This is a genomic window from Bosea sp. (in: a-proteobacteria) (genome assembly GCA_023910605.1).
Classification (GTDB): domain Bacteria; phylum Pseudomonadota; class Alphaproteobacteria; order Rhizobiales; family Beijerinckiaceae; genus Allobosea.
This window is the reverse complement of the sequence record JAAVVV010000001.1, coordinates 755,747-781,586: the sequence shown is the minus strand read 5'-3', so window position 1 is coordinate 781,586 and position 25,840 is coordinate 755,747. Positions and strand designations below refer to the sequence as shown.

The 25,840-nt window shown below is 64.4% G+C and carries 15 protein-coding genes and 1 pseudogene; 12 read left to right on the top strand and 4 right to left on the bottom strand.

The window, feature by feature from the left end:
- Window position 1: 1 nt before the first annotated feature.
- Window positions 2-3,232, bottom strand: coding sequence for a DEAD/DEAH box helicase (locus tag HEQ16_03900; GenBank protein ID MCO4053200.1), 3,231 nt, complete (start codon window positions 3,230-3,232; stop codon window positions 2-4).
- 4 nt (window positions 3,233-3,236) lie between these two features.
- Entirely contained in the window at window positions 3,237-4,457 is a 1,221-nt protein-coding gene (locus tag HEQ16_03895; protein MCO4053199.1) for an ATP-binding protein, read from the bottom strand.
- Between the two features lie 258 nt (window positions 4,458-4,715).
- On the opposite strand from HEQ16_03895, the gene HEQ16_03890 reads away from it, so the two are divergent.
- From HEQ16_03890 to HEQ16_03860, 7 genes are all read left to right on the top strand, one after another.
- Complete coding sequence (locus HEQ16_03890) at window positions 4,716-5,912, top strand: DUF932 domain-containing protein (GenBank protein MCO4053198.1); 1,197 nt, start codon at window positions 4,716-4,718, stop codon at window positions 5,910-5,912.
- Between the two features lie 69 nt (window positions 5,913-5,981).
- Window positions 5,982-8,162 (top strand): ParB N-terminal domain-containing protein, encoded by a 2,181-nt coding sequence (locus tag HEQ16_03885; GenBank protein ID MCO4053197.1) that lies wholly within the window; start codon window positions 5,982-5,984, stop codon window positions 8,160-8,162.
- Window positions 8,163-8,225: 63 nt separating this feature from the next.
- Window positions 8,226-8,543 (top strand): hypothetical protein, encoded by a 318-nt coding sequence (locus tag HEQ16_03880; protein ID MCO4053196.1) that lies wholly within the window; start codon window positions 8,226-8,228, stop codon window positions 8,541-8,543.
- Window positions 8,543-9,595 (top strand): DNA primase, encoded by a 1,053-nt coding sequence (locus HEQ16_03875; protein MCO4053195.1) that lies wholly within the window; start codon window positions 8,543-8,545, stop codon window positions 9,593-9,595. Before HEQ16_03880 ends, HEQ16_03875 begins: the two co-directional genes overlap by 1 nt.
- Window positions 9,596-9,675: 80 nt before the next feature.
- The gene (locus HEQ16_03870; GenBank protein MCO4053194.1) at window positions 9,676-10,926 is read left to right on the top strand and encodes a tyrosine-type recombinase/integrase; all 1,251 of its coding nucleotides are present in this window, start codon (window positions 9,676-9,678) and stop codon (window positions 10,924-10,926) included.
- Window positions 10,923-11,870: a tyrosine-type recombinase/integrase gene (locus tag HEQ16_03865; GenBank protein MCO4053193.1), complete on the top strand. Its 948-nt coding sequence runs from the start codon at window positions 10,923-10,925 to the stop codon at window positions 11,868-11,870. Before HEQ16_03870 ends, HEQ16_03865 begins: the two co-directional genes overlap by 4 nt.
- Entirely contained in the window at window positions 11,863-12,858 is a 996-nt protein-coding gene (locus HEQ16_03860; protein MCO4053192.1) for a tyrosine-type recombinase/integrase, read from the top strand. Before HEQ16_03865 ends, HEQ16_03860 begins: the two co-directional genes overlap by 8 nt.
- 37 nt (window positions 12,859-12,895) lie before the next feature.
- On the opposite strand, the gene HEQ16_03855 is transcribed toward HEQ16_03860, so the two are convergent.
- The gene (locus tag HEQ16_03855; protein ID MCO4053191.1) at window positions 12,896-13,951 is read right to left on the bottom strand and encodes a DNA primase; all 1,056 of its coding nucleotides are present in this window, start codon (window positions 13,949-13,951) and stop codon (window positions 12,896-12,898) included.
- Between the two features lie 171 nt (window positions 13,952-14,122).
- On the opposite strand from HEQ16_03855, the gene HEQ16_03850 reads away from it, so the two are divergent.
- The 5 genes and pseudogenes from HEQ16_03850 to HEQ16_03830 all read left to right on the top strand — a co-directional run bounded on the left by HEQ16_03850 (window position 14,123) and on the right by HEQ16_03830 (window position 19,438).
- Window positions 14,123-14,911 (top strand): DNA primase, encoded by a 789-nt coding sequence (locus HEQ16_03850; GenBank protein ID MCO4053190.1) that lies wholly within the window; start codon window positions 14,123-14,125, stop codon window positions 14,909-14,911.
- Window positions 14,912-15,043: 132 nt separating this feature from the next.
- Entirely contained in the window at window positions 15,044-15,985 is a 942-nt protein-coding gene (locus HEQ16_03845) for a tyrosine-type recombinase/integrase (GenBank protein ID MCO4053189.1), read from the top strand.
- 4 nt (window positions 15,986-15,989) lie between these two features.
- A pseudogene (locus HEQ16_03840) lies at window positions 15,990-16,922 on the top strand (IS91 family transposase).
- 192 nt (window positions 16,923-17,114) lie between these two features.
- The gene (locus HEQ16_03835; protein MCO4053188.1) at window positions 17,115-18,665 is read left to right on the top strand and encodes an IS21 family transposase; all 1,551 of its coding nucleotides are present in this window, start codon (window positions 17,115-17,117) and stop codon (window positions 18,663-18,665) included.
- Window positions 18,662-19,438, top strand: a complete 777-nt coding sequence (locus tag HEQ16_03830; GenBank protein ID MCO4053187.1) for an ATP-binding protein — start codon at window positions 18,662-18,664, stop codon at window positions 19,436-19,438. Before HEQ16_03835 ends, HEQ16_03830 begins: the two co-directional genes overlap by 4 nt.
- 1,097 nt (window positions 19,439-20,535) lie before the next feature.
- Here HEQ16_03830 and HEQ16_03825 read toward each other — a convergent pair.
- Window positions 20,536-24,546 (bottom strand): ATP-binding protein, encoded by a 4,011-nt coding sequence (locus HEQ16_03825; protein ID MCO4053186.1) that lies wholly within the window; start codon window positions 24,544-24,546, stop codon window positions 20,536-20,538.
- Window positions 24,547-25,840 lie beyond the last annotated feature (1,294 nt).

Here is a 25,840-nt window from a genome sequence, read left to right as displayed (position 1 = left end):
CTCACCCCGAAACCGGCCAGAGATAGACCATGCCGACCGGTTCCAGGCGATGCGCCCTGACCTCATAGGAACTGCGCAAGCGTTCCGGTTCGTCGCGCAACTCTCGTTCGAGGCGTGTCAGTCGGCCTTCCCAATGGCGCCGGTCAGCTTCGCGTTCGCGCCGCTCTTCCGGAACGAGATCGAGCGTGAGCTGATTGGGGTCGAAGTCCTTGGCCGACTTGGCGATGCGCGAGCGCTGCTGGTCGAGCAAGTCGGACAGCGAGCGCGCCTCCTCCTCGCCGCGCTTCTTCAATTGAGCCGTTACGGCGGTCAATCGCTCGGCCGCCATCTTCTCCAGAGTCGGGACCAGATCCTCTATGTCCTTCTCGATCAGCGCCTGAATTCGGGCAACTGTCACCCCCGGCGCCTCGCGAGCATCGCGCAAGGCCTCCTCGAGCTGATTGAGCGTCTTCTCCTCGCCGCTTTCACCTAACGGCCGAAGGGGCTTGCGATCACGCTCTGATTCCGACCAGATCGCCGTGATCGGGATGATTTCCTCGTGCAGACGGGCCGCGCCAGCGCCGAACACCGCAAGCCGCCCCATCAACACCACACGCGGCTGGGCTCCCGGACCGTAGATCACGGAGAGGCGTGACAACTTGGACTGGAACCCTTGGCTGATGAACCGCGAGAGGAGCCGCCGCACTAACCGGTGCTCGAGGTGCACCTGCACCACGTCGGACGCGTCGCGGCCGTCGCTCAGGATAGGCGGCTGAAAGGCGATCGAGCGAATGGGTGCATTGCGCCGCCAATCGGCAAGTCGCTCGCCCCGCTTGCGCGGCCGAACACGCAGGTCGTCGAAGGCATCGTCCCACCCGGCATCCTTGGTGAAGGCAGGATTGCCGGGATCGAGCTTGAAGGTTTCCACCTTGCCTGCCAACGGCCCGCGCGCGTCATCGAGGACGTAGCCGGCACGCAACAACGCTGCGGCTGCCACGCGTTGCAGGTCCGAGGGGTCAACACCGACTCGTTCGCGCGATCGTTCAAGCGCGCTTTGCAGATCGGTTTGCTCCTTCAGCAACCGCTCGTGCCGGATACGCTCATCATCATCCATTTCGGCGCGGGCGCGCCGCAGGCGCTCGGCGTCATTTTCCGCATGGATCGCACGCGCAATGATGGCCCCTTGACCGCGCGCGATGCCGCCTTCGGCAAGCCGCTTGGTAATCCGGTCCTCGATGACCTGACCGACGGAGCCGAGTTGTTCGCGGATCGTCTCGGTTTTTCGAACCAGCGCCTCAAGCACGATGTCGGCCTCTCGCTGCTCATACAGGAAATACCGGCAAAAGACCTGCGGCGCTGGCTGGAGTTTTCGATCGATACGCCCGTTCCGCTGCTCAAGCCGCGATGGGTTCCAGGGCAAATCGAAGTGGATCAGGTCAGAGCAATAGGCTTGAAGGTTGATGCCTTCGCGTGCGGCATCGGTGCAAATCAGAATGCGCAGGGGTTCGGCATCGGGGTCGGTGTTGAAGGCGCGCTTGACCTCTTCACGGCGATCTGACCCTGTCGCGCCGGTGAAAATCCCAATTCGGTCATCGGCGCGCTCTGTGGCCTCGATGGCCTCACGGAGCCGTCTCTCCAGCCAGCGCCGCGTGTCTTCATATTCCGTGAAGATGATAAGGCGCCGGCGGTTCCAGCTCTGGCCTGTCAGCAGATTGGCCTTGATCCAATCGGTCAGCCAGCGCACGCGGGCATCCGGCCGGGCTGCGGCTCGCTCCGCAATCGGCAGCATGGCGTCGACGGCCGCAAGTTCGGCGCGCAAATCGCTTTGGGCGGCGTCAGCGGCACCCAGGGCCGAGGCAGCTTCAGCGGTAGCGTCCTCTTCAGCGTCAATGGATTTCTCGGCACGATCATCATCCAGGCCCAGTTCTGTGTTGTCCTCGTTTAAGGGCCGCGCGACGAATGCCAGCGCCACCGCTGCAACAGTGCCCGCTGCTTCCCCGTCCACCATACGCAGCAGGGTCGCCCGGTGGACTTTCAAGGTTCGCGTGAAGGCTGCGATCGACGACAGAAGTCGCTGTTGAAGCCCGACAAAGGCAAGCTTGGCTAGCGCTGCTTTCTGCGTTGGCAAGCTGGCGATGCGCTTCATTCTTAACTCGCCATAGGCCGCTAGCTGGCGCGCCAAGTCGAGTTCGGGTGTGTCTTCGGCCAAACCGCCGATACGTATGGCTTCGATGATGCGTTCGGGGAACGCTTCACCCAAGCGCCTCAGGTCTGCCTTCAGGCGTCGAACCATGACCGGCTCGAGGTCCCTCGGCCGCACTTCAACGCCACGGGTGAAGCGTTGTGGGTCAAGCATCTCGAGCAATGCCGAGAAGCTATTGGAATGCCCGTTGTGCGGAGTAGCGGTCAGGAAGAGCCGATGCTCAAAACGCTCGCCAAGCTCGCGAACCGCCTTCGTCAACTGGCTTGATATGGCATAACGCATCCCGGCCGCAGGAGCGGCGTGATGGGCCTCATCGAGGATGAAGAGCGCTCGCGCGCGGAATTCTCCAAGGGCATCGCGAAGACCGGCGGCATAAACCTCGTCAGTGAGCAAGCGGTGGGAAACAATGAACCGAGAACCAGTTGACCACGGATTGACTGAATAGCCACGCAGCCGCCGCATTTCACCAATGCGCTCTCGATCAATGATTTCGAACGAAAGGCCGAACTTCGCTTCGAGTTCGTCCTTCCACTGGATCGTCATCGCCGGCGGGGCGGCAATAACGATGAAATCGATCCGGCGGCGCAGCAGCAGTTCTCGTGCGACCAAACCTGCTTCAACGGTCTTGCCCAGGCCAACATCATCCGCGATCAAAAGGTTCACGCGCGGAAGCCGCAATGCTTTGCGTAGTGGCAATAACTGGTAAGCATCCAGACGAATGCCTGCACGAAACGGCGCTTGCAACAGATCGCGATCAGCCGCGGTGGCGGATCGCCATCTTATTGCCCGCAGATATGCGGCCAACACCTCTGCATGATCAGGTAGTCCGGCCCCGACATGCTGCCATCCGTCCTTATCGAGCAAGACAGCACCGATTTCAGCATCCCAGAGAATTTCAAGCCGCTCACCCTGAGCGTCATCAGCGATGCAGGAGAGATTGAGGGTCTGTAGATCGGTCAGTTCGCCTTGAACTTCCTCGACCAACCAGGGACGGCCCCTCAGCTCGACGAAACTTCCTGGTTCGATGGTCGCTCCAATAGCTCGCTGCATTACTTCAACCCCACAAACAAGATATTGGCGCCGCTGCCAGCTTGCTACCAAAAGGCACGACGTCCGTGCTGTCGTAGAGGACCACGCCAAACGCGAATCGGTCCCCGCAGGCTTCCGCCAATGCTCGCAGGCCCGAGAAGTCGCTGGCCTTGACCGTTGCGCTCGCCTTCACCTCGATGGCGGCAATCATGCCGTCATCGCGCTCGAGCACGATGTCGACCTCGCGCATGTCCCGATCGCGGAAATGATGTGGTGTCAGACGCAGGTCTGAGGCCGTCATCAGCTTCAGCACTTCAGAAAATACGAAGCTCTCGAGCAGCGCGCCAAACGCCCCCCGATCCGCCTTGATCCGATCAAAAGTCAGCCCGCGCGCGGCGGCCAGCAGGCCGGAATCAAGGAAATGCAGCTTGGGCGTCTTGACGATGCGCTTGAGCGCATTGGTGAACCAAGGCTGCAGGGTCGCGATCAGGAACACCTGTTCGAGCAGACCGACATAGCGCTGACCGGTCCTGTGGTTGACGTTGATGCCGCTGGCAAGCTGGGAATAGTTGACGAGCTGCCCGGAATGTTCGGCCAGAAGTCGCACGAATTTCGGGAGTTCGGTGAGCTTTTCCACCTCGGCGATGTCGCGAAGATCACGGGTCAGGATCGAGGTGAGATAAGAGCGCGCCCAGTCTTGTCGCCGCCGTTCGCTGTCACGGCTGATCGCTTCCGGAAAGCCGCCGCGCAGTGCTAGTTGGACCAACTCGTCGCCGACAATGGCGTCCCTTTGACTCTGCAAATTTCCCTCAAACAGACGTTCGAGAAAGGTCGGCGCTCGGTTCTCGATTTCCGCCCGAGCCAAGGGCAGCATCCGGATGGTTTCCATCCGGCCAGCGAGGCTGTCAGCGACGCGCGGCAAGGTAAGCACATTGGCCGAGCCGGTCAGCAGGAAACGGCCAGGACGATAATCTTCGTCGACCGTCTTCTTGATCGCCAGCAACAGATTGGGCGCGCGCTGGATCTCGTCGATGATGGCGCGATCCAGACCTCGGATGAAGCCGGCCGGGTCGGACTGGGCGGCCTCAAGGACGGTCTGGTCGTCGAGCGTGCTGTAGGTCCAGCCTGTTTCTGCGATCTTTCGGACCAGCGTCGTCTTGCCGGCCCTGCGTGGTCCAACGATCAGGACGACAGGAGTATCGCTGAGGGCGTCTTGCGCCCGACGCTCAACGAATCTGTGGAACATGACATCTCCGATTACCGGCTGATCGGCACTATTAGTCTCGGCAGATTTGTAGTCAATGGCCCGCTGATTGGTATCATTACGTCCTTGTCAGGGAGCTAAGGGGAAAGCCTTACCCTACAGACAAGCCACATCTCAGCCGCCCCTTCTGCAGGGAGCGATACCCGGAACGCCCCAAGAGTAAGAGTGCAGACCGGGTGTTCCGTGACGAGTTGAGTGTCGAGAGAGAGGCTCTCGGCCAGCACGTCATGGAGATGAGTCATGACCGAAGTGGAGATCCTGGGTACCTCGCCTGCGCGCAGCGGCGGCTACAAGGTGGATGTGTCGAAGGGGGAGCGCGTTGGGCGCGTCTCCTCCGAATGGTTCTCACGGCCCGACGACGAGCGCTTCTTGTCGCTCGACGAACTGATGGCGTCTGTGCGCGGCCGGGCCGAACGCAGCACGACGCGCACCGTGGATAGCGCAGTTGTGCGAGTCGAGGCGAGCCGGGAGGATCCCGAGCGTCTCGCGCTGATACTGCCGGGGGCAGACGCGCCGGTAGCGCCCACCCACTGGAGCTTCGGCCAGCTCGCCAGCCTCGTCGGCGCGCCGGCCTCCTATCTGCGCCAGCTTCCGGCGGCGCTGGCCGGCATCAATCTGCAGTACGGTCTTTCGTCGCACCGTGCCGAGCAGATCAAGACGCTGGAGGCACGAAACGGGCGGACCGAACTGCGCGCCGTTACCGGCCCGGACTACGGCCGCATTTACGACCATGAACTCGTCTCGGCCGTGCAGCGCATAGCCGGCAACGGCACGGGCGACACGCGCTGGAAGGTGCCGGGCGTGCTCGACTGGCGCACAGGAGTCTACAACCCGCATGTGGATGTGAGCCGAGACACCACCACCCTCTACGCCTCCGACCGCGACGTCTTCCTCTTCCTGGTCGACGACCTCAACCCCATCGAGGCTGGCCGGCTGCCCGATGGCTCGCCGGACCTCTATTTCCGGGGCTTCTACTGCTGGAACTCGGAGGTCGGCGCCAAGACGCTCGGCATCGCCAGCTTCTATCTCCGGGCGGTGTGCCAGAACCGCAATCTCTGGGGCGTCGAGGACTTCGAGGAGATCACCATCCGGCACTCGAAATATGCCGCGGGCCGCTTCGCCCATGAGGCGGCGCCGGCGCTGCTGCGCTTCGCCGACTCTTCGCCCATGCCTTTCGTCAACGGCATCCGGCAAGCGCGCGAGCGGATCGTCGCGCGCACGGATGAAGACCGCACCGAGTTCCTCAGGAAGCGCGGCTTCAGCAAGGGCGAGACTGCGAAGATCATCGAAACGGTTCTCACCGAGGAAGGCCATCCGCCGTCCTCGGTATTCGACTTCGTGCAGGGCATCACGGCGGTCGCGCGCACCAAGCCCCATCAGGACGCGAGGCTCGAGCTCGAGGGCCGGGCGAAGAAACTCTTGGATCGTGCGGCGTAGCCGTTGCCCATGGACAAGTCTGTCCCCCGCGGTCCGTCCCTTCCGAGGAAGAGGCGGGCCGCGGGCTTCATGACGGGTTCAGGGTCGAGAGAGAGGCTCTTGGCCGGCCCGTCATGGAGAACGGCCATGTTGACCAAGACCAAGTCCCCCAAGGGTTCGAGCCCGAAGATCGCGCTGAGCGCCTCGCGAGATATTCCCTTCGACCGGCTGGTGCTGAGCCAGTCCAACGTTCGCCGCATCAAGGCGGGCGTCGCCATCGAGGAGCTCGCCGAGGACATCGCCCGGCGCACGTTGTTGCAAAGCCTGACCGTGCGCCCCGTGCTCGACGAGAACGGCGCGGAGACGGGCATGTTCGAGGTGCCCTCGGGCGGTCGGCGCTACCGGGCGCTGGAGCTGCTGGTGAAGAGCAAGCGCCTTGCCCGCACTGCGCCCATCCCCTGCGTTATCCGCACCGAGGGGATCGCGGAGGAGGACTCGCTCGCCGAGAACGTCCAGCGTGCGCCGCTTCACCCGCTCGACCAGTTCCGCGCCTTCCAGACCCTGCGCGAGAAAGGGCAGAGCGAAGAGGAGATCGCGGCGGCCTTCTTCATCTCGGTGGCGGTGGTCAAGCAGCGCCTCCGGCTCGCCGCTGTCAGCCCGCGCCTCCTCGACGTCTATGCTGAGGACGGCGTCACGCTGGAGCAACTGATGGCCTTCACGGTCAGTCCGGACCATCAGCGCCAAGAGCAGGTCTGGGAGGCCGTGCAGCGCTCCTACTCAAAAGAGCCCTACACGATCCGGCGTATGCTCACGGAAGGGGCGGTGCGCGCCTCCGACAAGCGGGCGCAGTTTGTCGGCGCCGAGGCCTATCAAGAGGCGGGCGGCGTGATCCTCCGGGACCTCTTCCAGTCGGACGAGGGCGGCTGGTGGCAAGACGTCGCCCTGCTCGACCGATTGGTGGCCGAAAAGCTTGCCCGCGAGGCCGAAGCGATCCGCACTGAGGGCTGGCGCTGGGTCGAGGCGCTTCCCGAATTCCCCTACGGCCACAGCTACGGCCTGCGCCGCCTCCAGGGCGAGGCCGAGCCGTTCACCGAAGCGGAGATGGCCACCCGCCAGGCGCTGCAGACCGAGTACGACGGGCTCGAAGCGAGCTGCGAGGGCCTCGACGAGATCCCGGATCAAACCGACCAGCGCCTCGCCGAGATCGAGACGGCTTTAGCCGCCTTCGACCATCGGCCGCTTGTCTATGGCACGGAAGAGATCACCCGCGCCGGCGCATTTGTCTCGATCGACGGCTCGGGCAGCTTGCGCGTCGAGCGCGGCTTCGTGCGGCCGGAGGACGAGCCGCCGGTGGAGGCCCCCGAACCGGAGACAGGAGAGACTGTCGCCGAGGCTGATGATGTTCGCAATGTTTCCGTCGCCGCCCGCATGGACGGTCCTGCCGACATCGTCGCAGCGGAGCCTGAGGAGGACGAAGGCGTCCGACCGCTCTCGGATCGGCTCGTGATGGAGCTCACCGCGCATCGCACCGTTGCGTTACGCGAGGCGCTGGCGAATGACACGGACATCGCCTTCGTCGCGGCGCTGCACGCGCTGACACTTCGGCTTTTCTACCGCTACAACCTCGACAGCTGCGTCGAGATCGAACCCAAGAGCGCGGCCTTCACCGCGCAGGCGGCAGGCCTCGGTGACACCGCTTCGGCGCAGGCGATCGAAGCGCGCCATGCAAGGTGGGCGGAAACGCTGCCGAAGGAACCGGGCGAGCTCTGGGATGTCTTGACCGGCTTCGACGGCGACAGCCGCCAAGTCCTCTTCGCCCATTGCGTCGCGCTCACGCTCAACGCGGTTGCCGAGCCCTACAATCGGCGACCCAAGGCGCTGGCGCACGCCGACCGGCTGGCCGAAGCGCTCGACCTCGACATGGCGGCCGCCGGCTGGAAGCCCACGATCGAGAGCTATCTCGGGCGCGTCACCAAGGGCCGAATTCTTGAAGCCGTGCGGGAAGCCAAGGGCGTGCGTGCGGCCGACCGCATCGCGCATATGAAGAAAGCCGAAATGTCGGAGGCGGCCGAAGCGCTGCTCGCCGATACAGGCTGGGTGCCCGAGCCACTGCGCACGCCTGGGCAGACGTTCGACATTGGGACGCAGACTGAGGGCGAAAGCGAAGTGCAATCAGCGGGGATCGGCGATGAATCGGCTATCGACGCTGCGGCCGACGACGACGAGACTGAGCCTGCGCCTCCTCCCCAGGTCGCTATCGCCGCAGAATAACAAGGCCCCACGCAGCCTCGCGGGTCCGCCTCACGGCGGGCCCGTTTTCTTTGGAGGTCGGCCATGGGCCATGATCGATCATCGTCTGCCGGGGAACTCGCCCGGGCGCTTGCGCGGAATGCCGAGGCTGTCTGTCGACGTTACCTGTCCAACGGCCGTCGGCAGGGCCGCTATTGGCTCGTTGGTGACGCCCAGAATAGGCCGGGGCGCAGCCTGTTTGTGCGCCTCACCGGGCCTGACAGCGGCAAAGGCGCAGCCGGCAAGTGGACAGATTATGTTGCTGCGCGGGTTATGTTGCGCTCCGGCGAACAGGCCGTATTTTTCGGGGGATCGGCAGCTTCTCCGCAACATAATCCCAGCCTGCCTGGGAGGATCGCGTGATGTCCCGCGATGCTTCCGAGCTGGCGCGTCGGCTCGCCCGCGACGCCGAGGCGGTGTGCCGCCACTACCTCTCGAGGGGGCGACGTCAAGGCCGTTACTGGATGGTCGGCGACGTGCGCAACACGCCGGGGAGGTCGATGTTCGTCCGGCTCACCGGGCCAGATGCCGGACCTGGCGCAGCTGGTCGATGGACCGACGCCGCCGAAGCCACCTATGGCGATCTGCTCGACGTCATCCGCGAGAGCTGCGGGTTCGCCGAGTTCCGGGATGCCACCGAGGAGGCGCGTCGCTTCCTCGGCCTGCCTCGGGCTGACCCGCGGCCCATCACGACGCCCGTTCACGCTGACGTTCCCGCAGGATCGCCCGAAGCGGCGCGTCGGCTGATCGCCATGTCGCAGCCGATCAGCGGGACGCCCGTGGAGACGTATTTGCGCAGGCGCTGCATCAGGGCCGTCCACGACGCGGGCGCGCTCCGCTTCCATCCATGCTGCTACTACCGTCCAGACGACCACTCACCGACCGAGATCTGGCCAGCGATGATCGCGATCGTCACCGATCTCAAGGGCCGCACCACCGGCGTGCATCGCACCTGGCTGGCGCCGGACGGCTCCGGCAAGGCGCCGATCGACACGCCGCGACGAGCCATGGGCGGTCTCCTCGGTCATGCCGTACGCTTCGGCGCGGTCGGCGACGTCCTCGCCGTCGGCGAAGGCATCGAGACGATGCTGTCCCTGCGCTACGCCCTGCCAACCTTGCCGATGGCCGCCGCGCTGTCCGCCAACCACCTCGCCGCCCTGCTGCTCCCAGCGACGCTGCGTCGGCTCTACGTCGCCCACGACGCCGATGCCGCAGGCGGCGTCGCGCTCAGGACCCTGAGTGCGCGCGCCGAAGCAGAAGGCGTCCAGGTGCTCGTGCTGTCCCCGCGGTTGGGCGACTTCAACGATGACCTCCGCGCCTTCGGCCTCGGTGCGCTGCGGGCGGCGCTGCGAAGCCAACTCATGCCGCAGGACGTCATCCGCTTCGCACGCCGCCGACCGGCCGGGACGAGCTGATCGCCAGAAGAGCCCGAACCGTTCCGAACAACGTGCGTCCTGCAGCATGATGGCGCCTCCCGCAACAAGGAGGCTCTATGATGTTTTCCGAACTGTTCGTCATTCCCGCTTTGCTCAAGCGTTACGATACGGCGCCCCTGCCCGAGCAGCGCGCGCATTATTTGCGTCACCTGCAGCAGCTCGGCTATCGTCGCTCGACGCTGCGCAAAAGCGCCAACCACCAGCTCGCGCTGATCCGGCTCCTTGATCTGAGAGAAGGCGATCAAGTCAGCCTGTCTCGCATCAAGCACGCGGGCGCACTCTGGGCGCGGCCACGCGGACGTCGATGCAAGCAGGCCGCCACAGCCAAGGCGAGAGAGCGGTTCGTCAGCTTCGGGATCGGATGGCTCCGTTTCCTCGGCTGGTTCGACGAGACTGGAGGTATGCATCGGCGTCGCCACCCCGAGGTTCAGCGCTTCGAGGCCTGGATGCGCGACGAGCGCGGCCTGTCAGAGGCCACGATCCGCGACTACTGCATCGTCGCCAACCGCTTCCTCACATGGCTCGCCGTGCAACGCGTCGCACTCGACAAGGCGAGTATCGCCGATATCGACGCTGCCCTCACTGAGCGACGGCAATCCGGCTCCTTGAGCCGCCGGGCGATGCACGACCATGCGCAGAGGCTTAGGGCGTTCATCCTCTTCGCTGAAGCATGTGGTTGGATCGCGCCGGGGCTGGCCGCCGGGATCATGCCGCCACGCTTCATGGCGGATGACGGCGTGCCAAAGGGGCTGAGACGGGACGACGTTCTTCGCTTACTCGCTTCGGTCGAAGGCGACCGCCCCGTCGACAAGCGCGACCGTGCGGTCCTGATGCTGCTGGCCATCTATGGGCTGCGAGCAGGAGAGGTCGGTGGCCTCCGGCTGGATGATGTCGATTGGGAGCGGGGCTTGCTCCACGTTCGATGCCCGAAGCCCGGGCGGATCAACGTGTTGCCGCTACCGCAGAGCATTGGCAACGCGATCGTGCGCTATCTGCGGGAGGCGCGGCCGCGGAGCTTCGGGCGCAGCTTGTTCCTCACGATGCACGCACCTATCCAACCGCTCAGAAGCTCTGCCTTGGGCGCGATGGTGCGCCATCGTCTGGCCGCCATCGGCGTCGTATCTGGCCGGCGCGGCACGCACGCCCTGCGGCACGCCGCGGCCCAGCACCTTCTCGATCATGGCATGCCGATGAAGGTGATCGGCGACCTCCTCGGCCACCGCGACCCGTCCTCGACGGCGATCTACGCCAAGGTTGATCTCGCAGCGCTCCGCGAGGTGGCGGCGCTCGGTCTGGAGGGTTTGGCATGACCCTCGGCGACGCGATCGAACTCTATATTCAATGGCGGCGGTCTCATGGTGCGAAGTTCGTCACGGGTGCGCGCCTCGTGCGCGGCTTGCTCCGCTACGCCGATGGCGCTGCATCCTGCGATGCCGTCACAACGGACCAGGCGATCACCTATATGGCTGGCGCAGGACCGCTGACCCGCCACCGCGAGAACAAGTGCTACGCACTTGCAGGCTTCTGGCGGCATGCAATCAGCCGAGGCCATGCCAGCCGTTCGCCGTTGCCGGTTGACGAGCCAAGGCCTCCCAGAAGGGCACCGCCGTACATCTATTCGCAGGACGAACTGCGGCGGCTATTTGATCCCGCGACGGTAGCACTCAGCCGCTGCGGTGCGGTGCAGCTCGACGCGGCAACCTTCCGGGTCTTGCTGCTTCTCTTGTACGGCGCCGGCCTGCGCTACGGCGAAGCGACGCGACTGGAACTGGCGGACGTGGATCTCGTGGAGGCCGTCCTAACCATCCGCGCCACGAAGTTCTTCAAGAGCCGTCTGGTCCCGATAGGGCCGCAGCTTGCGGCAGTGCTCGGCTGTCACATGGCCTTGCACGGTGGAGGCGGACAACCGGGCTCCCAACCCACATTCTTGCTCGCGAACCCGGATGGGACCGTGCTCGCCACCAGCACCGTGCAGGATGCGTTCGACAAGCTGCGGCGCATCACCGGCTTGGCTGCCTCGCCCGGTACCAGGACCCCGCGCATGCATGACCTACGCCACAGCTTTGCGGTCCACAGCCTGACCAGCTGGTATCGCCGAGGCGCGGATGTCCAGCGGCTTCTGCCGGCGCTCTCGACCTATCTCGGTCATGCGGATCTCGAAGGCACCAAGGTCTACCTGACGATGACGCCTGAGCTTCTGCAACAGGCATCGCTGCGCTTCAGCTCCTATGCCGCAGGAGGTCGCGATGCGTGAACTCCTCACCCTCGGACCCTGGCTCCGCCGCTTTCTGTGCGAGCACATCGTCACTGAGCGCAATCTGGCGCGCAACACGCAGGCGAGCTACCGCGATACGTTCAGCCTTCTGTTGCCGTTCGTCAGCCGGAAGCTGCGCAAGCCTGTGGATCGGCTCGCAGTCTGCGATCTCACATCGCGACTCGTTCTTCAGTTCCTCGCCCATCTCGAGACGGAACGGGGCTGCTCCGCCCGCACCCGCAACCAGCGGCTCGCCGCCATCCGGTCCTTCGCACGCTTCGTCGCGAGCCGGGACCCGGGCTATGTGGAGTGGAGCGGCCACATGCGAGCGATCGCCATCAAGAAGTCCATGCCGATAGCCGTCGGTTGGCTGACAAGGGCGGAGATGGAGTCCCTGCTAGCCGTTCCCGACCACCGGTCACGGCGAGGGCGTCACGAGCATGCGATGCTGCTCTTCCTCTACAACACAGGGGCGAGGGTATCGGAAGCGTCGCAGCTTAAAGTGCGCGATCTCCAGATGCGGCGCGGCAACGGCGGACACGACATCGCCATTCTGCATGGCAAGGGCGGCAAGACGCGACAGTGTCCTCTCTGGCCAGAGACGGCTCGCATCCTCAAGGGGATGACCGCCGACCTCACCGCCGATGACGCGGTGTTCGTCAGCCGGCTTGGTACGGCATTCACCCGTTTCGGCGTTCATCGCCTCGTCGCGCGGTGTGCCGCCAGCGTTCCGACGCTGGCGGCTCGCAACGTGACCCCGCATGTCATTCGCCACACGACCGCATGTCATCTCGTTTTGGCGGGCGTCGACATCAACACCGTGCGAGCTTGGCTCGGCCACGTGTCGATCGCCACCACCAACATCTACGCTGAGATCGATCTCACGCTGAAGGCGAGCGCTGTTGCGCTGTGCGAGGTCAGCGGACCGTCGGCGGGTCGGATCTGGAAGCAGGACAAGGATCTCATGGCGTTCTTGAGGTCGTTGTGAAGCACGTTGTTCGGAACGGTTCGGGCTCTTCTGGCGATCAGCTCGTCCCGGCCGGTCGGCGGCGTGCGAAGCGGATGACGTCCTGCGGCATGAGTTGGCTTCGCAGCGCCGCCCGCAGCGCACCGAGGCCGAAGGCGCGGAGGTCATCGTTGAAGTCGCCCAACCGCGGGGACAGCACGAGCACCTGGACGCCTTCTGCTTCGGCGCGCGCACTCAGGGTCCTGAGCGCGACGCCGCCTGCGGCATCGGCGTCGTGGGCGACGTAGAGCCGACGCAGCGTCGCTGGGAGCAGCAGGGCGGCGAGGTGGTTGGCGGACAGCGCGGCGGCCATCGGCAAGGTTGGCAGGGCGTAGCGCAGGGACAGCATCGTCTCGATGCCTTCGCCGACGGCGAGGACGTCGCCGACCGCGCCGAAGCGTACGGCATGACCGAGGAGACCGCCCATGGCTCGTCGCGGCGTGTCGATCGGCGCCTTGCCGGAGCCGTCCGGCGCCAGCCAGGTGCGATGCACGCCGGTGGTGCGGCCCTTGAGATCGGTGACGATCGCGATCATCGCTGGCCAGATCTCGGTCGGTGAGTGGTCGTCTGGACGGTAGTAGCAGCATGGATGGAAGCGGAGCGCGCCCGCGTCGTGGACGGCCCTGATGCAGCGCCTGCGCAAATACGTCTCCACGGGCGTCCCGCTGATCGGCTGCGACATGGCGATCAGCCGACGCGCCGCTTCGGGCGATCCTGCGGGAACGTCAGCGTGAACGGGCGTCGTGATGGGCCGCGGGTCAGCCCGAGGCAGGCCGAGGAAGCGACGCGCCTCCTCGGTGGCATCCCGGAACTCGGCGAACCCGCAGCTCTCGCGGATGACGTCGAGCAGATCGCCATAGGTGGCTTCGGCGGCGTCGGTCCATCGACCAGCTGCGCCAGGTCCGGCATCTGGCCCGGTGAGCCGGACGAACATCGACCTCCCCGGCGTGTTGCGCACGTCGCCGACCATCCAGTAACGGCCTTGACGTCGCCCCCTCGAGAGGTAGTGGCGGCACACCGCCTCGGCGTCGCGGGCGAGCCGACGCGCCAGCTCGGAAGCATCGCGGGACATCACGCGATCCTCCCAGGCAGGCTGGGATTATGTTGCGGAGAAGCTGCCGATCCCCCGAAAAATACGGCCTGTTCGCCGGAGCGCAACATAACCCGCGCAGCAACATAATCAGTCTTATGTTGAGTTGCACATAAGACGGACGCTGCGACCGGCGAACATGGCGATCTCCTCGACATCATCGCACGCGCCGAGCGCCTTGAGAGCCTCCGAGACATCCTTGCAGAAGCTCGCCGTTTTCTGAGCTTGCCGCAAACAGATCCCGCAACGCGGCGGATCCCTGTGGCGACAGGCTCGTCAGATGCTGCCCGTCGTTTGTTTCACGCCGGAACTCCGATCGCCGGTACATTGGCTGAGCGCTACCTGGTCAGCCGCGGCATTTCGGATTTGGGTGCGCTTCCAGCTCTGCGTTTTCATCCATCTTGTTTCTACCGCGAGCATCCGAAAGCGCCGCGTCAGGCCTGGCCGGCGATGCTCGCTGCCGTCACCACCCTTGATGGAACGATCAGCGGCGTGCACCGCACCTGGCTCGCGCGTGACGGATCGGCGAAGGCCCCGATCGCCAACCCGCGGCGCGCCATGGGAAGCCTTCTCGGCAATGGCGTTCGCTTTGGGGTTGCCGCCGACGTCATGGCCGCAGGCGAAGGCATCGAGACCATGCTGTCGCTTCGGTGCCTGTTGCCGAGCATGCCAATGGTCGCTGCACTCTCGGCTGCCCATCTCGCCGCGCTCGTGCTGCCGCTTGGTCTGCGTCGCCTCTACATCGCGCAGGACAAGGACGACGCAGGCGCGAACGCAGCGCGGGCCCTTGCTGCACGCGCGATGAGTTCGGGCATTGATGCGCTTATGCTGAATTCGAGTCTTGGCGATTTCAACGATGACCTACGCGTGACCGGCCTCAGCGAGACGCAATCCGCAGTTTGCAACCAGCTGATTTCTTTGGACAAGAACCACATCAAGGTCTGATGTGCGCCCCCATGCACGAACCCGCTTCGCGGGATGGGCACTCGTGTGGACGTTCTGTGCTGCTTGTTGAGGTTTTGGCGCTCTGATTCTGCCGCGTGATCATGGGGTTCCTTCAACAATGAGGAACTTGCCATGGACAGGATCTCGAACGACACACCGGTCAGCCCGCTTCGGCAGCGCATGCAGGACGACATGCTGATGCGAGGCCTGGGTTCGCATACCCGCCAGGATTACATCCGCCACGTCCGTGCCTTCGCGGCTTTCATCCGGCGCTCGCCGGATACGGCAACGGTGGACGATGTCCGCCGTTTCCAGCTTCAGCAGCATGAGAGCAGCATCGGCGTCGCCACCATCAACTCCGCGGTCTCGGCCTTGCGGTTCCTGTTTTCTGTCACGCTCGGCCGGCGCGATCTCGCGCGCAGCCTTGTGGTGACCCGCTTTCACCGCAAGCTCCCCGACGTCCTCAGCGTTGAAGAGGTTGCCCGGCTGCTCGAAGCCGCGCCGGGCCTCAAGTACAAGGCTGCCCTGAGCGTGGCCTATGGCGCGGGCTTGCGGGTCTCGGAGGTCGCGCATCTCAAGATCGACGATATCGACAGCACCCGCATGCTGATCCGCATCGAGCAGGGCAAGGGCCGCAAGGATCGCAATGCGATGCTCTCGCCGCATCTTCTGGACCTGCTTCGCCTGTGGTGGCGCGAGGGCAAGCGACGCGGCGTGATGTTGCCCCATGGCTGGCTGTTCCCCGGGCAAGGCCGCACGGAGCCGATCTCGACCCGGCAACTCCATCGCGCGGTTCAGGAAGCGGCCGAGCGAGCCGGGATCCGCAAGCGCGTCAGTCCGCACACCTTGCGGCACAGCTTTGCAACGCATCTTCTGGAACAGGATGTCGATATCCGCGTCATCCAGGTGCTGCTCGGCCATACCAAGCTCGAGACGACCGCGCTTTACACCAAGGTCTCGACCCGGACGCTCCAGGCCGTGGCGAGCCCGCTCGAGCATCTCATGGCGCTGATGGAGGGCAAGCGGATCGAGGAAGGCAGAGCCCCGATGAGACTGGGGAAGCCCGACGGCTGAGGCCATGTCGGCCTCGCTCGAGGTCGCCGATATCTTCCGCACCGCTGGCCCTGCCTATCGGGCAGACCATGCCGGGCATCTCGGCCTCGACCAGCTCAAGGTGATGTCGGCGATCGAGACCTGCCGCACCGCCGCGCTCGGAGGCCATGTCGAGGCCTGCGATGATTGCGGGCATCGGCGCATCGCCTACAACTCCTGCCGCAACCGACACTGCCCCAAGTGTCAGGGGGCGGCCGCACGCACCTGGCTTGCCGAGCGTGAAGCCGACCTGCTGCCCGTCGGCTACTTCCATGTCGTCTTCACCCTGCCGGCCGAGATCGGCGAGATCGCCTTCCACAACAAGGCGCCGGTCTATGACCTGCTGTTCCGGGCCGCCTCGGAGACGATGCTGACGATTGCCGCCGACCCGAAGCATCTCGGCGCCAGGATCGGCATCACGGCGGTGCTTCACACATGGGGCTCGGCCATGACCCATCACCCGCATCTGCACATGATCGTGCCGGGTGGCGGCGTCAGCCCGGATCGAACACGCTGGATCTCCTCGCGCCCGGCCTTCCTCCTGCCGGTGCGCGTCCTCGGCATGCTGTTCCGGCGTCTCTTCCTCGATGGCCTGCTGGCCCTGCATCGCACAGGCAAGCTCAGGTTCTATGGCGCGCTGGCGAACCTCAATGACCCGCGCTTGTTCCAGCGTCATCTCGCGCCGATCGGCAAGAAGCGCTGGGTCGTCTACGCCAAGCCGCCCTTCGCCGGCCCGGAGGCCGTGCTCGCCTATCTCGCCCGCTATACCCACCGCGTCGCGATCTCGAACCGCCGCCTCATCGCCCATGACGGGAATGGCGTCACCTTCCGCTACAAGGATTACCGCCGTGACGGTGCTGCCCGCCAGCAGGTGATGACGCTTCACCCGCACGAGTTCATCCGCCGCTTCCTACTGCACACTGCGGCGCGTCAATCAAGGTGAGACACGCGTCGATCTGGATGAGACTTTGCCGTTCATGGCCTGTCGGAAGGAGGGCGGAGCCCGACTGAGGGCAGGCCATGAACGGCGGCGTTTTTTGAAGCCGCTTTTGGCGGTCGGGTAGGTCTGGGGCAATGGTCCGGTTCGTCTCCATACGAGAGGGATCAGAACTTGCCCGGCCTCCACATCACCGATCACCAGATGAGGCTATACATGAGCATTCGCAGAACCCAGGACACGACCGTTGCGGCCGCCAGGAGTGGCATCAGCCGGGCCAGCGGCTTCCGCATTGATGCAGATCCCCGGCTCCCATCACAGAAGCAGAAGCCCCGCGGGCGGCGGCGACCAGACCCGTTGGCTGCGATCTGGGATGTCGATGTCGTGCCGATCCTGCAGGCGGCCCCAGCTATCCGCACCGTCAGCGTCATGGCTGAGTTGCGGCGTCGGCATCCGGAGCTGAACCCGAACATCCGCCGCACCCTGGAGCGGCGGATCACGCACTGGCGTGCAGAGCATGGCCCGGAGCGGGATGTGATCTTCCGTCAGGAACACGAGCCTGGCCGCATGGGCCTGTCCGACTTCACCGATACGCGTGCGTTGGGCATAACGGTGGCTGGCATCGCCCTTGAGCACCGGCTGTATCACTTCCGGCTGGCGTTCTCGGGGTTCGCGCATGCCCATGTTGTGCTTGGCGGCGAAAGCTTCGTGGCCTTGGCCGAGGGGCTGCAGAACGCCCTGTGGGCACTTGGCGGCGTTCCCACCGAGCACCGCAGCGACAGTCTGTCGGCAGCCTTCCGCAATCTCGACAAGACAGCCGGGGACGACCTGACACAGCGCTACGAGGGCCTGATGACCCATTACGGCATGACACCGTCGCGCAACAATCCCGGCGTTGCCCACGAGAACGGATCGATCGAGGGCCCGCACGGCCATCTCAAGAACGCATTGAAAGACGAACTGCTGCTGCGCGGGTCCAGAGACTTTGATGATCTTGATGCCTACCGCCGGTTCGTCGACCTGATTGTGGGTCGGCAGAACGCGCACAACCGCAAACGGATCGCACTGGAGATGCCGAGCCTTGGCAAGTTACCCAGGCGGCGGACAGCAGACTTCGAGGACAAGACTGTCACCGTCACCAAAAGCGGCGGCTTTATGCTGAACCGCGTGTTCTACACAGCACCCTCGCGCCTTATCGGCCATCGCCTGCGGGTGCGGCTGTATGATGACCGGCTGGAGTGCTTGCTTGGATCGACACTCATGATGACGGTGCGACGCGGGCAGCCTGTCTCCGAACACAAGGGCGGTCACGTTGTTGACTACCGGCATGTGATCCACGCGTTGCGCAAGAAGCCGATGGCGCTGCTCAATCTGGTCTATCGTGATCAACTGTTCCCACGCCCTGCCTATGCGCGTGCATTCGAGGCTCTGCTGGCCGTTGCCGGTGACCGGCGCGCCTGCAAGATCATCGTCGAGTTGCTGGCACTGGCCCATGATCGGGCCTGTGAAGCCGAACTCGCAGAGGCTATCGATGCCGACGTCGGTGCAGGCCGATTGCCTGACTTGGCGTTCTTGCGCGCTTACTTTGGCCCGGGTGCAGCATCGGTACCACTGATCGAGGTCGAGGTGGTGCCGCTCTCGGTCTACGACGAACTGGTGGCGGTCGTCGCTGTTGCAGCAACGGCAGCCTTGCAGGCAACACCAACCTCGCAGGTGACGGCATGAGCGTGTCCACCACAATCGACACCGCGCGCGTTGAACTGCTGCTTGGTGAACTGCGTCTTCCTGGCGTCAAACTCATGTGGGCCAAGCTCGCCGCACAATCCGACAAGGAGGGCTGGCCAGCAGCCCGCTTCCTGGCGGTGCTGGCCGAACTTGAAGTTGCCGACCGCATCCGCCGCCGCACCGAGCGGCACATGGCCGAGGCCAGGCTGCCGCCCGGAAAGACCATCGCCGCCTTCGACTTCATGCATGTACCCATGATCTCGAAAGCGCAGGTGATGGCGCTGGCTGCTGGTGACGCGTGGCTTGAAAAGGGTGCCAACGTCCTGCTGTTCGGGCCGCCCGGCGGGGGCAAGAGCCATCTGGCGGCAGCCCTCGGCGTGGCCCTGGTCGAAAACGGTTGGCGTGTGCTGTTCACGCGAACCACCGACCTCGTGCAACGGCTGCAGGTGGCCCGGCGCGAGTTGGCACTGGAAGCTGCCATCACAAAGCTCGAACGCTATGATCTGCTCATCCTCGATGACATCGCCTACGTCACCAAGGACCAGGCCGAAACCAGCGTTCTGTTCGAGTTGATCGCCGCGCGTTACGAGCGGCGTTCAATGCTGATCACGGCAAACCAGCCCTTCGGCGAATGGGGAAAGATATTCCCCGATCCAGCCATGACACTCGCCTCCATCGATCGCCTCGTCCACCATGCAACGATCCTCGAAATGAACGTCGAAAGCTACCGACGCCGAGCCGCGCTTGATCGAAAGCGGACAAAGAACCCGTAGCCTCCACAAACAACCCCGAAACCTGATTGACGCGCAGCGACAATCAAAACGCTTGCTACTTCTGCCGCGCGCGACAATGATCAAATCACTCGGCTGCCTCGTCTCATCCAGATTGACGCACGGTCGCATCCAGATTGACGCGCTATAGCACACCCTGCCACGCGGGTTCCACCGCATCCGCCACTACGGGCTACTGGCGAGTTCAGCGCGCAAGGAATGCCTCGCACGCGCCCGGGAACTTCTCGCCGTGGCGCCGAAGCCGGAACCGACCATCAAGGCCGAGCACATCGAACCCGACCCGCCCGATCACCGCCCACCTTGCCCCTGCTGCGGTGGCCGCATGAGCATCATCGAGATCATCACCCGTGCCTACCGATCGCGAGGACCGCCGGCATCAGAACCATCCACCCGGGAGTGCTCGCCATGACCCGGCATGGACAACGAGAAAGCCGCGCCACAGCACCAGCGCTTTGGCCGATGGAACCTCTTGTCGTTCACACGACCCACGATGCCGATGACATGCAAATGCCCGCCAGTCCGGGCCCCGGCGGGGACGCCTGGGAGCGAAAGGTCCGACCGGCCCCGTCATCCACAGGTTGCGGCGCAGCTCGCAAATCCACCAAAGCCCAGGCCGAAATCATCAAATCCCCATAAAGCTCAGCTGCGGACCGCGGGTTCCTGCATGAGAGGCTTTCGTACGCCTAAGGCACCCGAAACCCTTCACCGTCGATGGAACCTCTTGTCGTTCACACGACCCACGATGCCGATGACATGCAAATGCCCGCCAGTCCGGGCCCCGGCGGGGACGCCTGGGAGCGAAAGGTCCGACCGGCCCCGTCATCCACAGGTTGCGGCGCAGCTCGCAAATCCACCAAAGCCCAGGCCGAAATCATCAAATCCCCATAAAGCTCAGCTGCGGACCGCGGGTTCCTGCATGAGAGGCTTTCGTACGCCTAAGGCACCCGAAACCCTTCACCGTTCCAGTCGCCGGATGCATGAGAATGCATCCCAGAAAGCGGCCCTTCGCTACCACTGCAATCTTCCCACGTTCCGGCAGGTTGGCTTGGCCTCGAGTGATCGCGTGGATCAGATTATCGTCACCGAAGCAGGTCAGGCAGGTCGTAGAGCAGCTTAAGCGCGTCTGACCACCCCACGTCAGAGAACAGACGAAGGATTTCGACGAGCCCGGCTCGGCGCGTGTCGTCCTCGAAAATCGAGCGGTGGTCAGCGATGTATCGCGTGATCATCCGCACGATGACCGGTGCGGCCAGGCCTTCATGATGATAGCCCTCGCGCGCGGCCGGCCCTGTCAGTAGCGCATGAAGCGCGTCGAACACGCCGGCCGGATGGCCGGGGATCAGGAACTCATAGAGTTGGACGAGATGATGGTGCGTCGAAGGTTCATGCGACGTCGCAAGCAGCGCAAGCATCGGGCGATAGTCCATAAGGAATCGACGCATCGCATCGGGTGATTTGAGCCCTGCGGGGGCCTCGTTATTGCCGGTGTACGCGCCCGAGCCGAAATAGAACTGGTTCATGAGGTGACCGATCACCGACTCCGAAGCCTGATAGGCGGCGACCGCTCCTTCGCGCTCAGCGTCCCTGACTTTTCCGCCCGTCACCGCAGCATGGCTGGCTTCTGCGACCACCAAACATGCTTCCAGGATGATCATCGCCGCTTGCTGCGAGCGATCAGCAAGCCCAACGTCGCGCTCTTTACCATCCGCATAGCGGGCGAAAAAGGCGCTGCGCAGCATCGAGAGGAAAGAGGTGAAGAATTCGCGATGCACGGCTGGTTCTTCGGCCCACGCCTTGAGCCAGTCGAGTGCCAGCGTATCTTCCTGCCAACACCAGAGTTGCGCGGTCAGGCTGCCAAGTTGCTCTGCCACTTCGTCGCAACCGGGCTGACCGACGCGCTCAACCGACTCGCGGCGGGCGCGGACGATCTCGATGATCGCCTTGCATTTCTCGACGTCCTGCCAGGTGACGCGCGGCACGACATAGTGGAGGAAAGACGCCAGCACTTCGGTGTGCGGCTCGTCACGCGCTACCTGCTCGGCGAGGTCCCACATCTTATCCCGTGCGACATGCCATAGCACCAACAAGCGTTGCGCGGCTTGGAGGCGGACCTGGGGCGCGGGATCGGCGAGCATCACATCGAACTTGCCTACAAGTTCGCCATGCGTTTGGCCAAAGCGCCGGGCGAGTTCGACATAAGCCTGGGCTGCATAGACGCGGACTTCCCAATTGCCCCAGCTAAGGTTTGAACCCTCGTCCTTCTCCCTGGGTTCGGGAAAGCGGCTGGCCCACAATCGCTCGAGAATGCCCAGCAACTCATCGAGCGACGGCATGTCCTCGGTGCCGGGCACATAAGCGTCGGCTTCGACGATGCGTTCGACGGCATTGCTGATATGTCCCCAGACAGGCTGCTCGACTTTCTCGTGAAGCGCGGCCGCATTGTCGTCGTACATGTGGATCGTCGCGAGCGTCGCCTTCCACAAGGCGACAAGCGCAGCCATGTCGCTGGCTGGGGGCGTTGTCTGAACTAGGCCATAAAGCGCTTCGGACTGCGACAGCATCTGAGCGTCCACGCCTTCCTCGGTATCGACGCCTTCGCCAGCGAGTAGGCTTCGGGTAACGCCGTCTGAGGACTCCCAGTTGATCATCATCGAGCGTGTCGGTGGATTGCCAGTCAGCTCGCCAGCGGTCACTAGTTCCACGCGCAGATCCCTCATTGAGTCGGTCACGATCGCGTCTTCTGCTAATGACGACAGGAAGCGGCTGAGGACACGGCGCCACCAGCGCTGCTGGGCGTCTTCCGCGAAAAGATTAGGCTGCAATGCTTCAGCCTCGAACGCGGTCCGTTCGGCAATCGACCGTAATGGGTAGGACGCCGTTAGAAAGCGAACCGCATCGCGGACGATGTCGCCATGCGTCAGAACCGTGATGTTGCACGCAAACGGCCACAGAATGTCGGCAACCTCACCGACACGCTCGGCACCAACTCCTAGTATCCGTGTCCACACGGCCGGTCCGACATAGACAGTCGCCGCTGCCTCAACCGTCTCGGAAAAGTCTCCAAGCGAGCAGCTGCGCAAATGCGTAACGAGCTGCGCGAGCACACCGTCGTCCTGCGTACCGTGGCGTTCTTCGGTGTCGTCCCAGGCTTTGTATTCACGATCGCGGCCGAGCAGGTCAAAAGGCGCACGGCTCGACACTACAACCTGTTTTCGAGAGTCCCCCAAGCCCATCACGCGATCGGTATCGCCGAGTGATGCTTCTACTATTGCGCGCGTCCCGAGCCGCACCGACAACTCAAGGAGGCCCGTGACCTGACGGCCCAATTCGTAACGACAGTGACGGTAATCCTGGCTGCGGCTGGAAGTGAACGGCATGATCCGCCCACCACCCATGAGCGAGGTGCTGTTGTCGGTGATGTCGCGCGAATAGAGTGTACGGTATATCTCGATCACGAAATCGGCGTCGGCCCGTGCGATCGGCATGATCTGCTCCGACAGCCAGGTCGCTTCCTTGTCGGCAAGAGCGGAGAAATGCGGCTCTCGGAGCATCCGGTCGAGTAATGCTCGCGATGCGGCGGGATCGGCCGAGAAGCTTTTGCCAACGAAGCGGATCGCGTTGGTCGCCGTCTGCTGCATCGGCGGATCAGCGGCCCAGGCTAAGGCGAGCAGCGCACGCGCGGCGCGGTTGAACACGCCGAGCAGTGCGGGTGCGGCAAGGTCGCCCTTGTCGAACAGAGTGAGGAGAAGGAAGCGCGTGGCGTCGGAAAGGTCGCGTGAGCCCGCTGCGATCGCGGCGTCGGCGACCATCGCCCAGGCTAGAGCTTCGTCCGGCACTATGCTCCCTGCCGCCTCAACCGCCAGGCCGACGAAGCGTGCGAGCCGCGAGAGCATCGTCGCCAGAGCGTCGTTACTCGGGCGCACCGCTATCAGCGCGACTAGGCCCGCGATATCGGCTGACTTGCCCACGCGCTCGATCGCTGTGCGCAGAGCGACATTGGCGAGGACTGGATCGACCGCCGGATCAGCATAGATGTCTGCGACCAAGCGCCAAACCTGCGCTTTGCCGTCAGCATCCTGGCGCCACAACCGCTCGATCGCGAAGCGCAGCGACGGCGCGAGCATGAGCGCGATCGAGCTGTCGCCGCCGAGTTGTGGGATCAGCCGCGCGGGATCATCCCATTCGAGGAAGAAGCGTCCGGCGACATGGTCAAACAGTACATGATGAGCGAAGCTGACGAGATCACCAGACTCGGCGAGTACGCCGGTCTGGATAACGGCGTCGACCTGATCGTGACCAATAACCACCTTGCGCACCGCGAGACGCCGGCGCGCGACCATCGCCGCGACCGTGGCGGACGCAGCCTGACGCGCCGGTGTGCCTATGAGCCGGCGGTCCTCATAAGCGTCGATCAGGTCGGACTGCGTGGCGACGGTACGGATGCTGTCGGGGCTTGCGCCATCGGCGAGCAGTTGCGCGGCGAGCGAGAGGTTGAAGACGTTGCGCAGTAGGTCGCGCAGCTTGTCGGGTGCGGCGGCAAACAGTGCGCCGAGATAAGAGTCAGCGATGCCGACGGCGTCGAGATCTTCGTCCGCGAGCCGCGGCACCCGGAAATGCCGCACTTTGGCAAGACCCGTCTCCGCATAGGCCGGTTCGGGCGGGGTGCCAGGCATTGCGTCGCGAAACCGCCGACCGTTGCGCAAGTCGAACGTGCGGATCGAGGCGATGACAGTCCAATCCGGAGCCGAGGCTCCAAGCACCTCGATCAGTTGGGCGAAGACGTCTTCCGCCGGACCGCCACGCGCCGCGTCAAGCGCATCGATGATGAGCAGCTTGCGCCCAGCGCCGGGCGCCGCGGCGAGCACCTCGGTTAGCGGGTGCGCCAAACCCAGCTCCGACTGGAGATCGGCGGCGATGGCGACGCCAGGGAAGCGGTCGACCGAGAGGAACACCACTGTGTCACCCGCCGCACGGCGTGTCTGCGCCAGCGCGACTAACGCGCCGGTCTTGCCAGCGCCGGGCTCACCGATGACGATCAGGGAGCCGGTGTTGACCGCGCTGCCCAGCGGCCCGTCGCTGGCCCGCGCGATCGGGATGCCGCCAGCGATCGGCAGGCGCGTATGTCCCAAGAGACGGGTGAGTTCGGCCGAGGTTGTGGCCGACAGGCGCTCAAGATCGGCGGTATAGTCGGCGGCACTGACGTCGTTATGGCCTAGCCGGCGAAGCTCGCGCAGCAGGCCGGCGCGATCCCCAGGCGCGCCGCTGGCGATCATGCCGCGGATGATGCCCTTCAATTCGCGCAAGGTCGCGTCCCCGGCAGCTTCGGCACCAAAGAGCCGCGCGCCGAGGAGGCGCGAGGCCTCGCGCCAATTGTCCTCGCCCTCGCTCATCGAGAAGCGAACGATGCGGAACATCCGCGCCAACGTCACCAGTTCGTCGTCGGTCGGCGCCATGCTGGAATGCGTCGTCCATGCGGTCCGCACATGGGTCTCGAACAGATCGAGTGCGTCGCGCTCTGCCGACGACCGCCCGGCCTTGGTGGTTGCCCAGCTGCCGCCTAAATCGAATGCGCGGCACCCGCGCTCCAGCGCATCGAGTGTCCGCGGTGCACCAGCGGCAACTGCCAATATGGCGCGCCCCTTCGCCGGATCGACCGCGACGCCGGTAGCTCGGGCGTTGATAATGACGCGAACGAGCTGGCTGATGGTCTTACCGAGCGGGCTCTTAGAACTGGTGGCAAGCCCGGCGCTGGTCTTGCTCTGCAGGTCGATGCGGCTCGCGTCGTCTTGGACCAAACGGATGTCATCGAGCCCATCTCCGGTTTCGAGATGGATCGCGACCGGCAAGGCGGTGTTTGCGAGGCCGAAGCGTCCGCCAACCGGCATCCGCGCCAGCAAATGAGCGGCAAGCCACGTCCCGACCTCGGCCTGGAAAGCCATCCCCGCTTCCGTAGCCTGCCCACCTGCGTGCCTTCTCGATGTAGGCGGATTTTCGCTAGTCAATTGCCCCCCCGTTCACGATATAGCTTTGTCCAAGAAGTTACTGGCACTAGTCGAATCTGCAACAAAGCTGTCAGCGTCAGCTTCGGCTGCCATCTTCGCACGCGATGGGCAAGAACCCGAAATCAGCTATTGCTTGCTCGGCTTTGTCGGTACTCCGATCTGACTGCTTCTCGTCCGCAAACGGCCCCATAGTTGCCGGGAGTCCCGTGGCGCTTGTCGCACCAACCGAGCGCCACGGGCCTTCAAGAGGGCGATCAAGCCGGAGACGGCCCGGTCCCGCAACGGCTGCACGCGACTTTCTTCCCCTGACGGGCGACGCGTGCCGACTTCGGGCCAAACGGTCGTGCCCGTCATTCCTCGCGCAACAAGAAAGCCGCGCTCC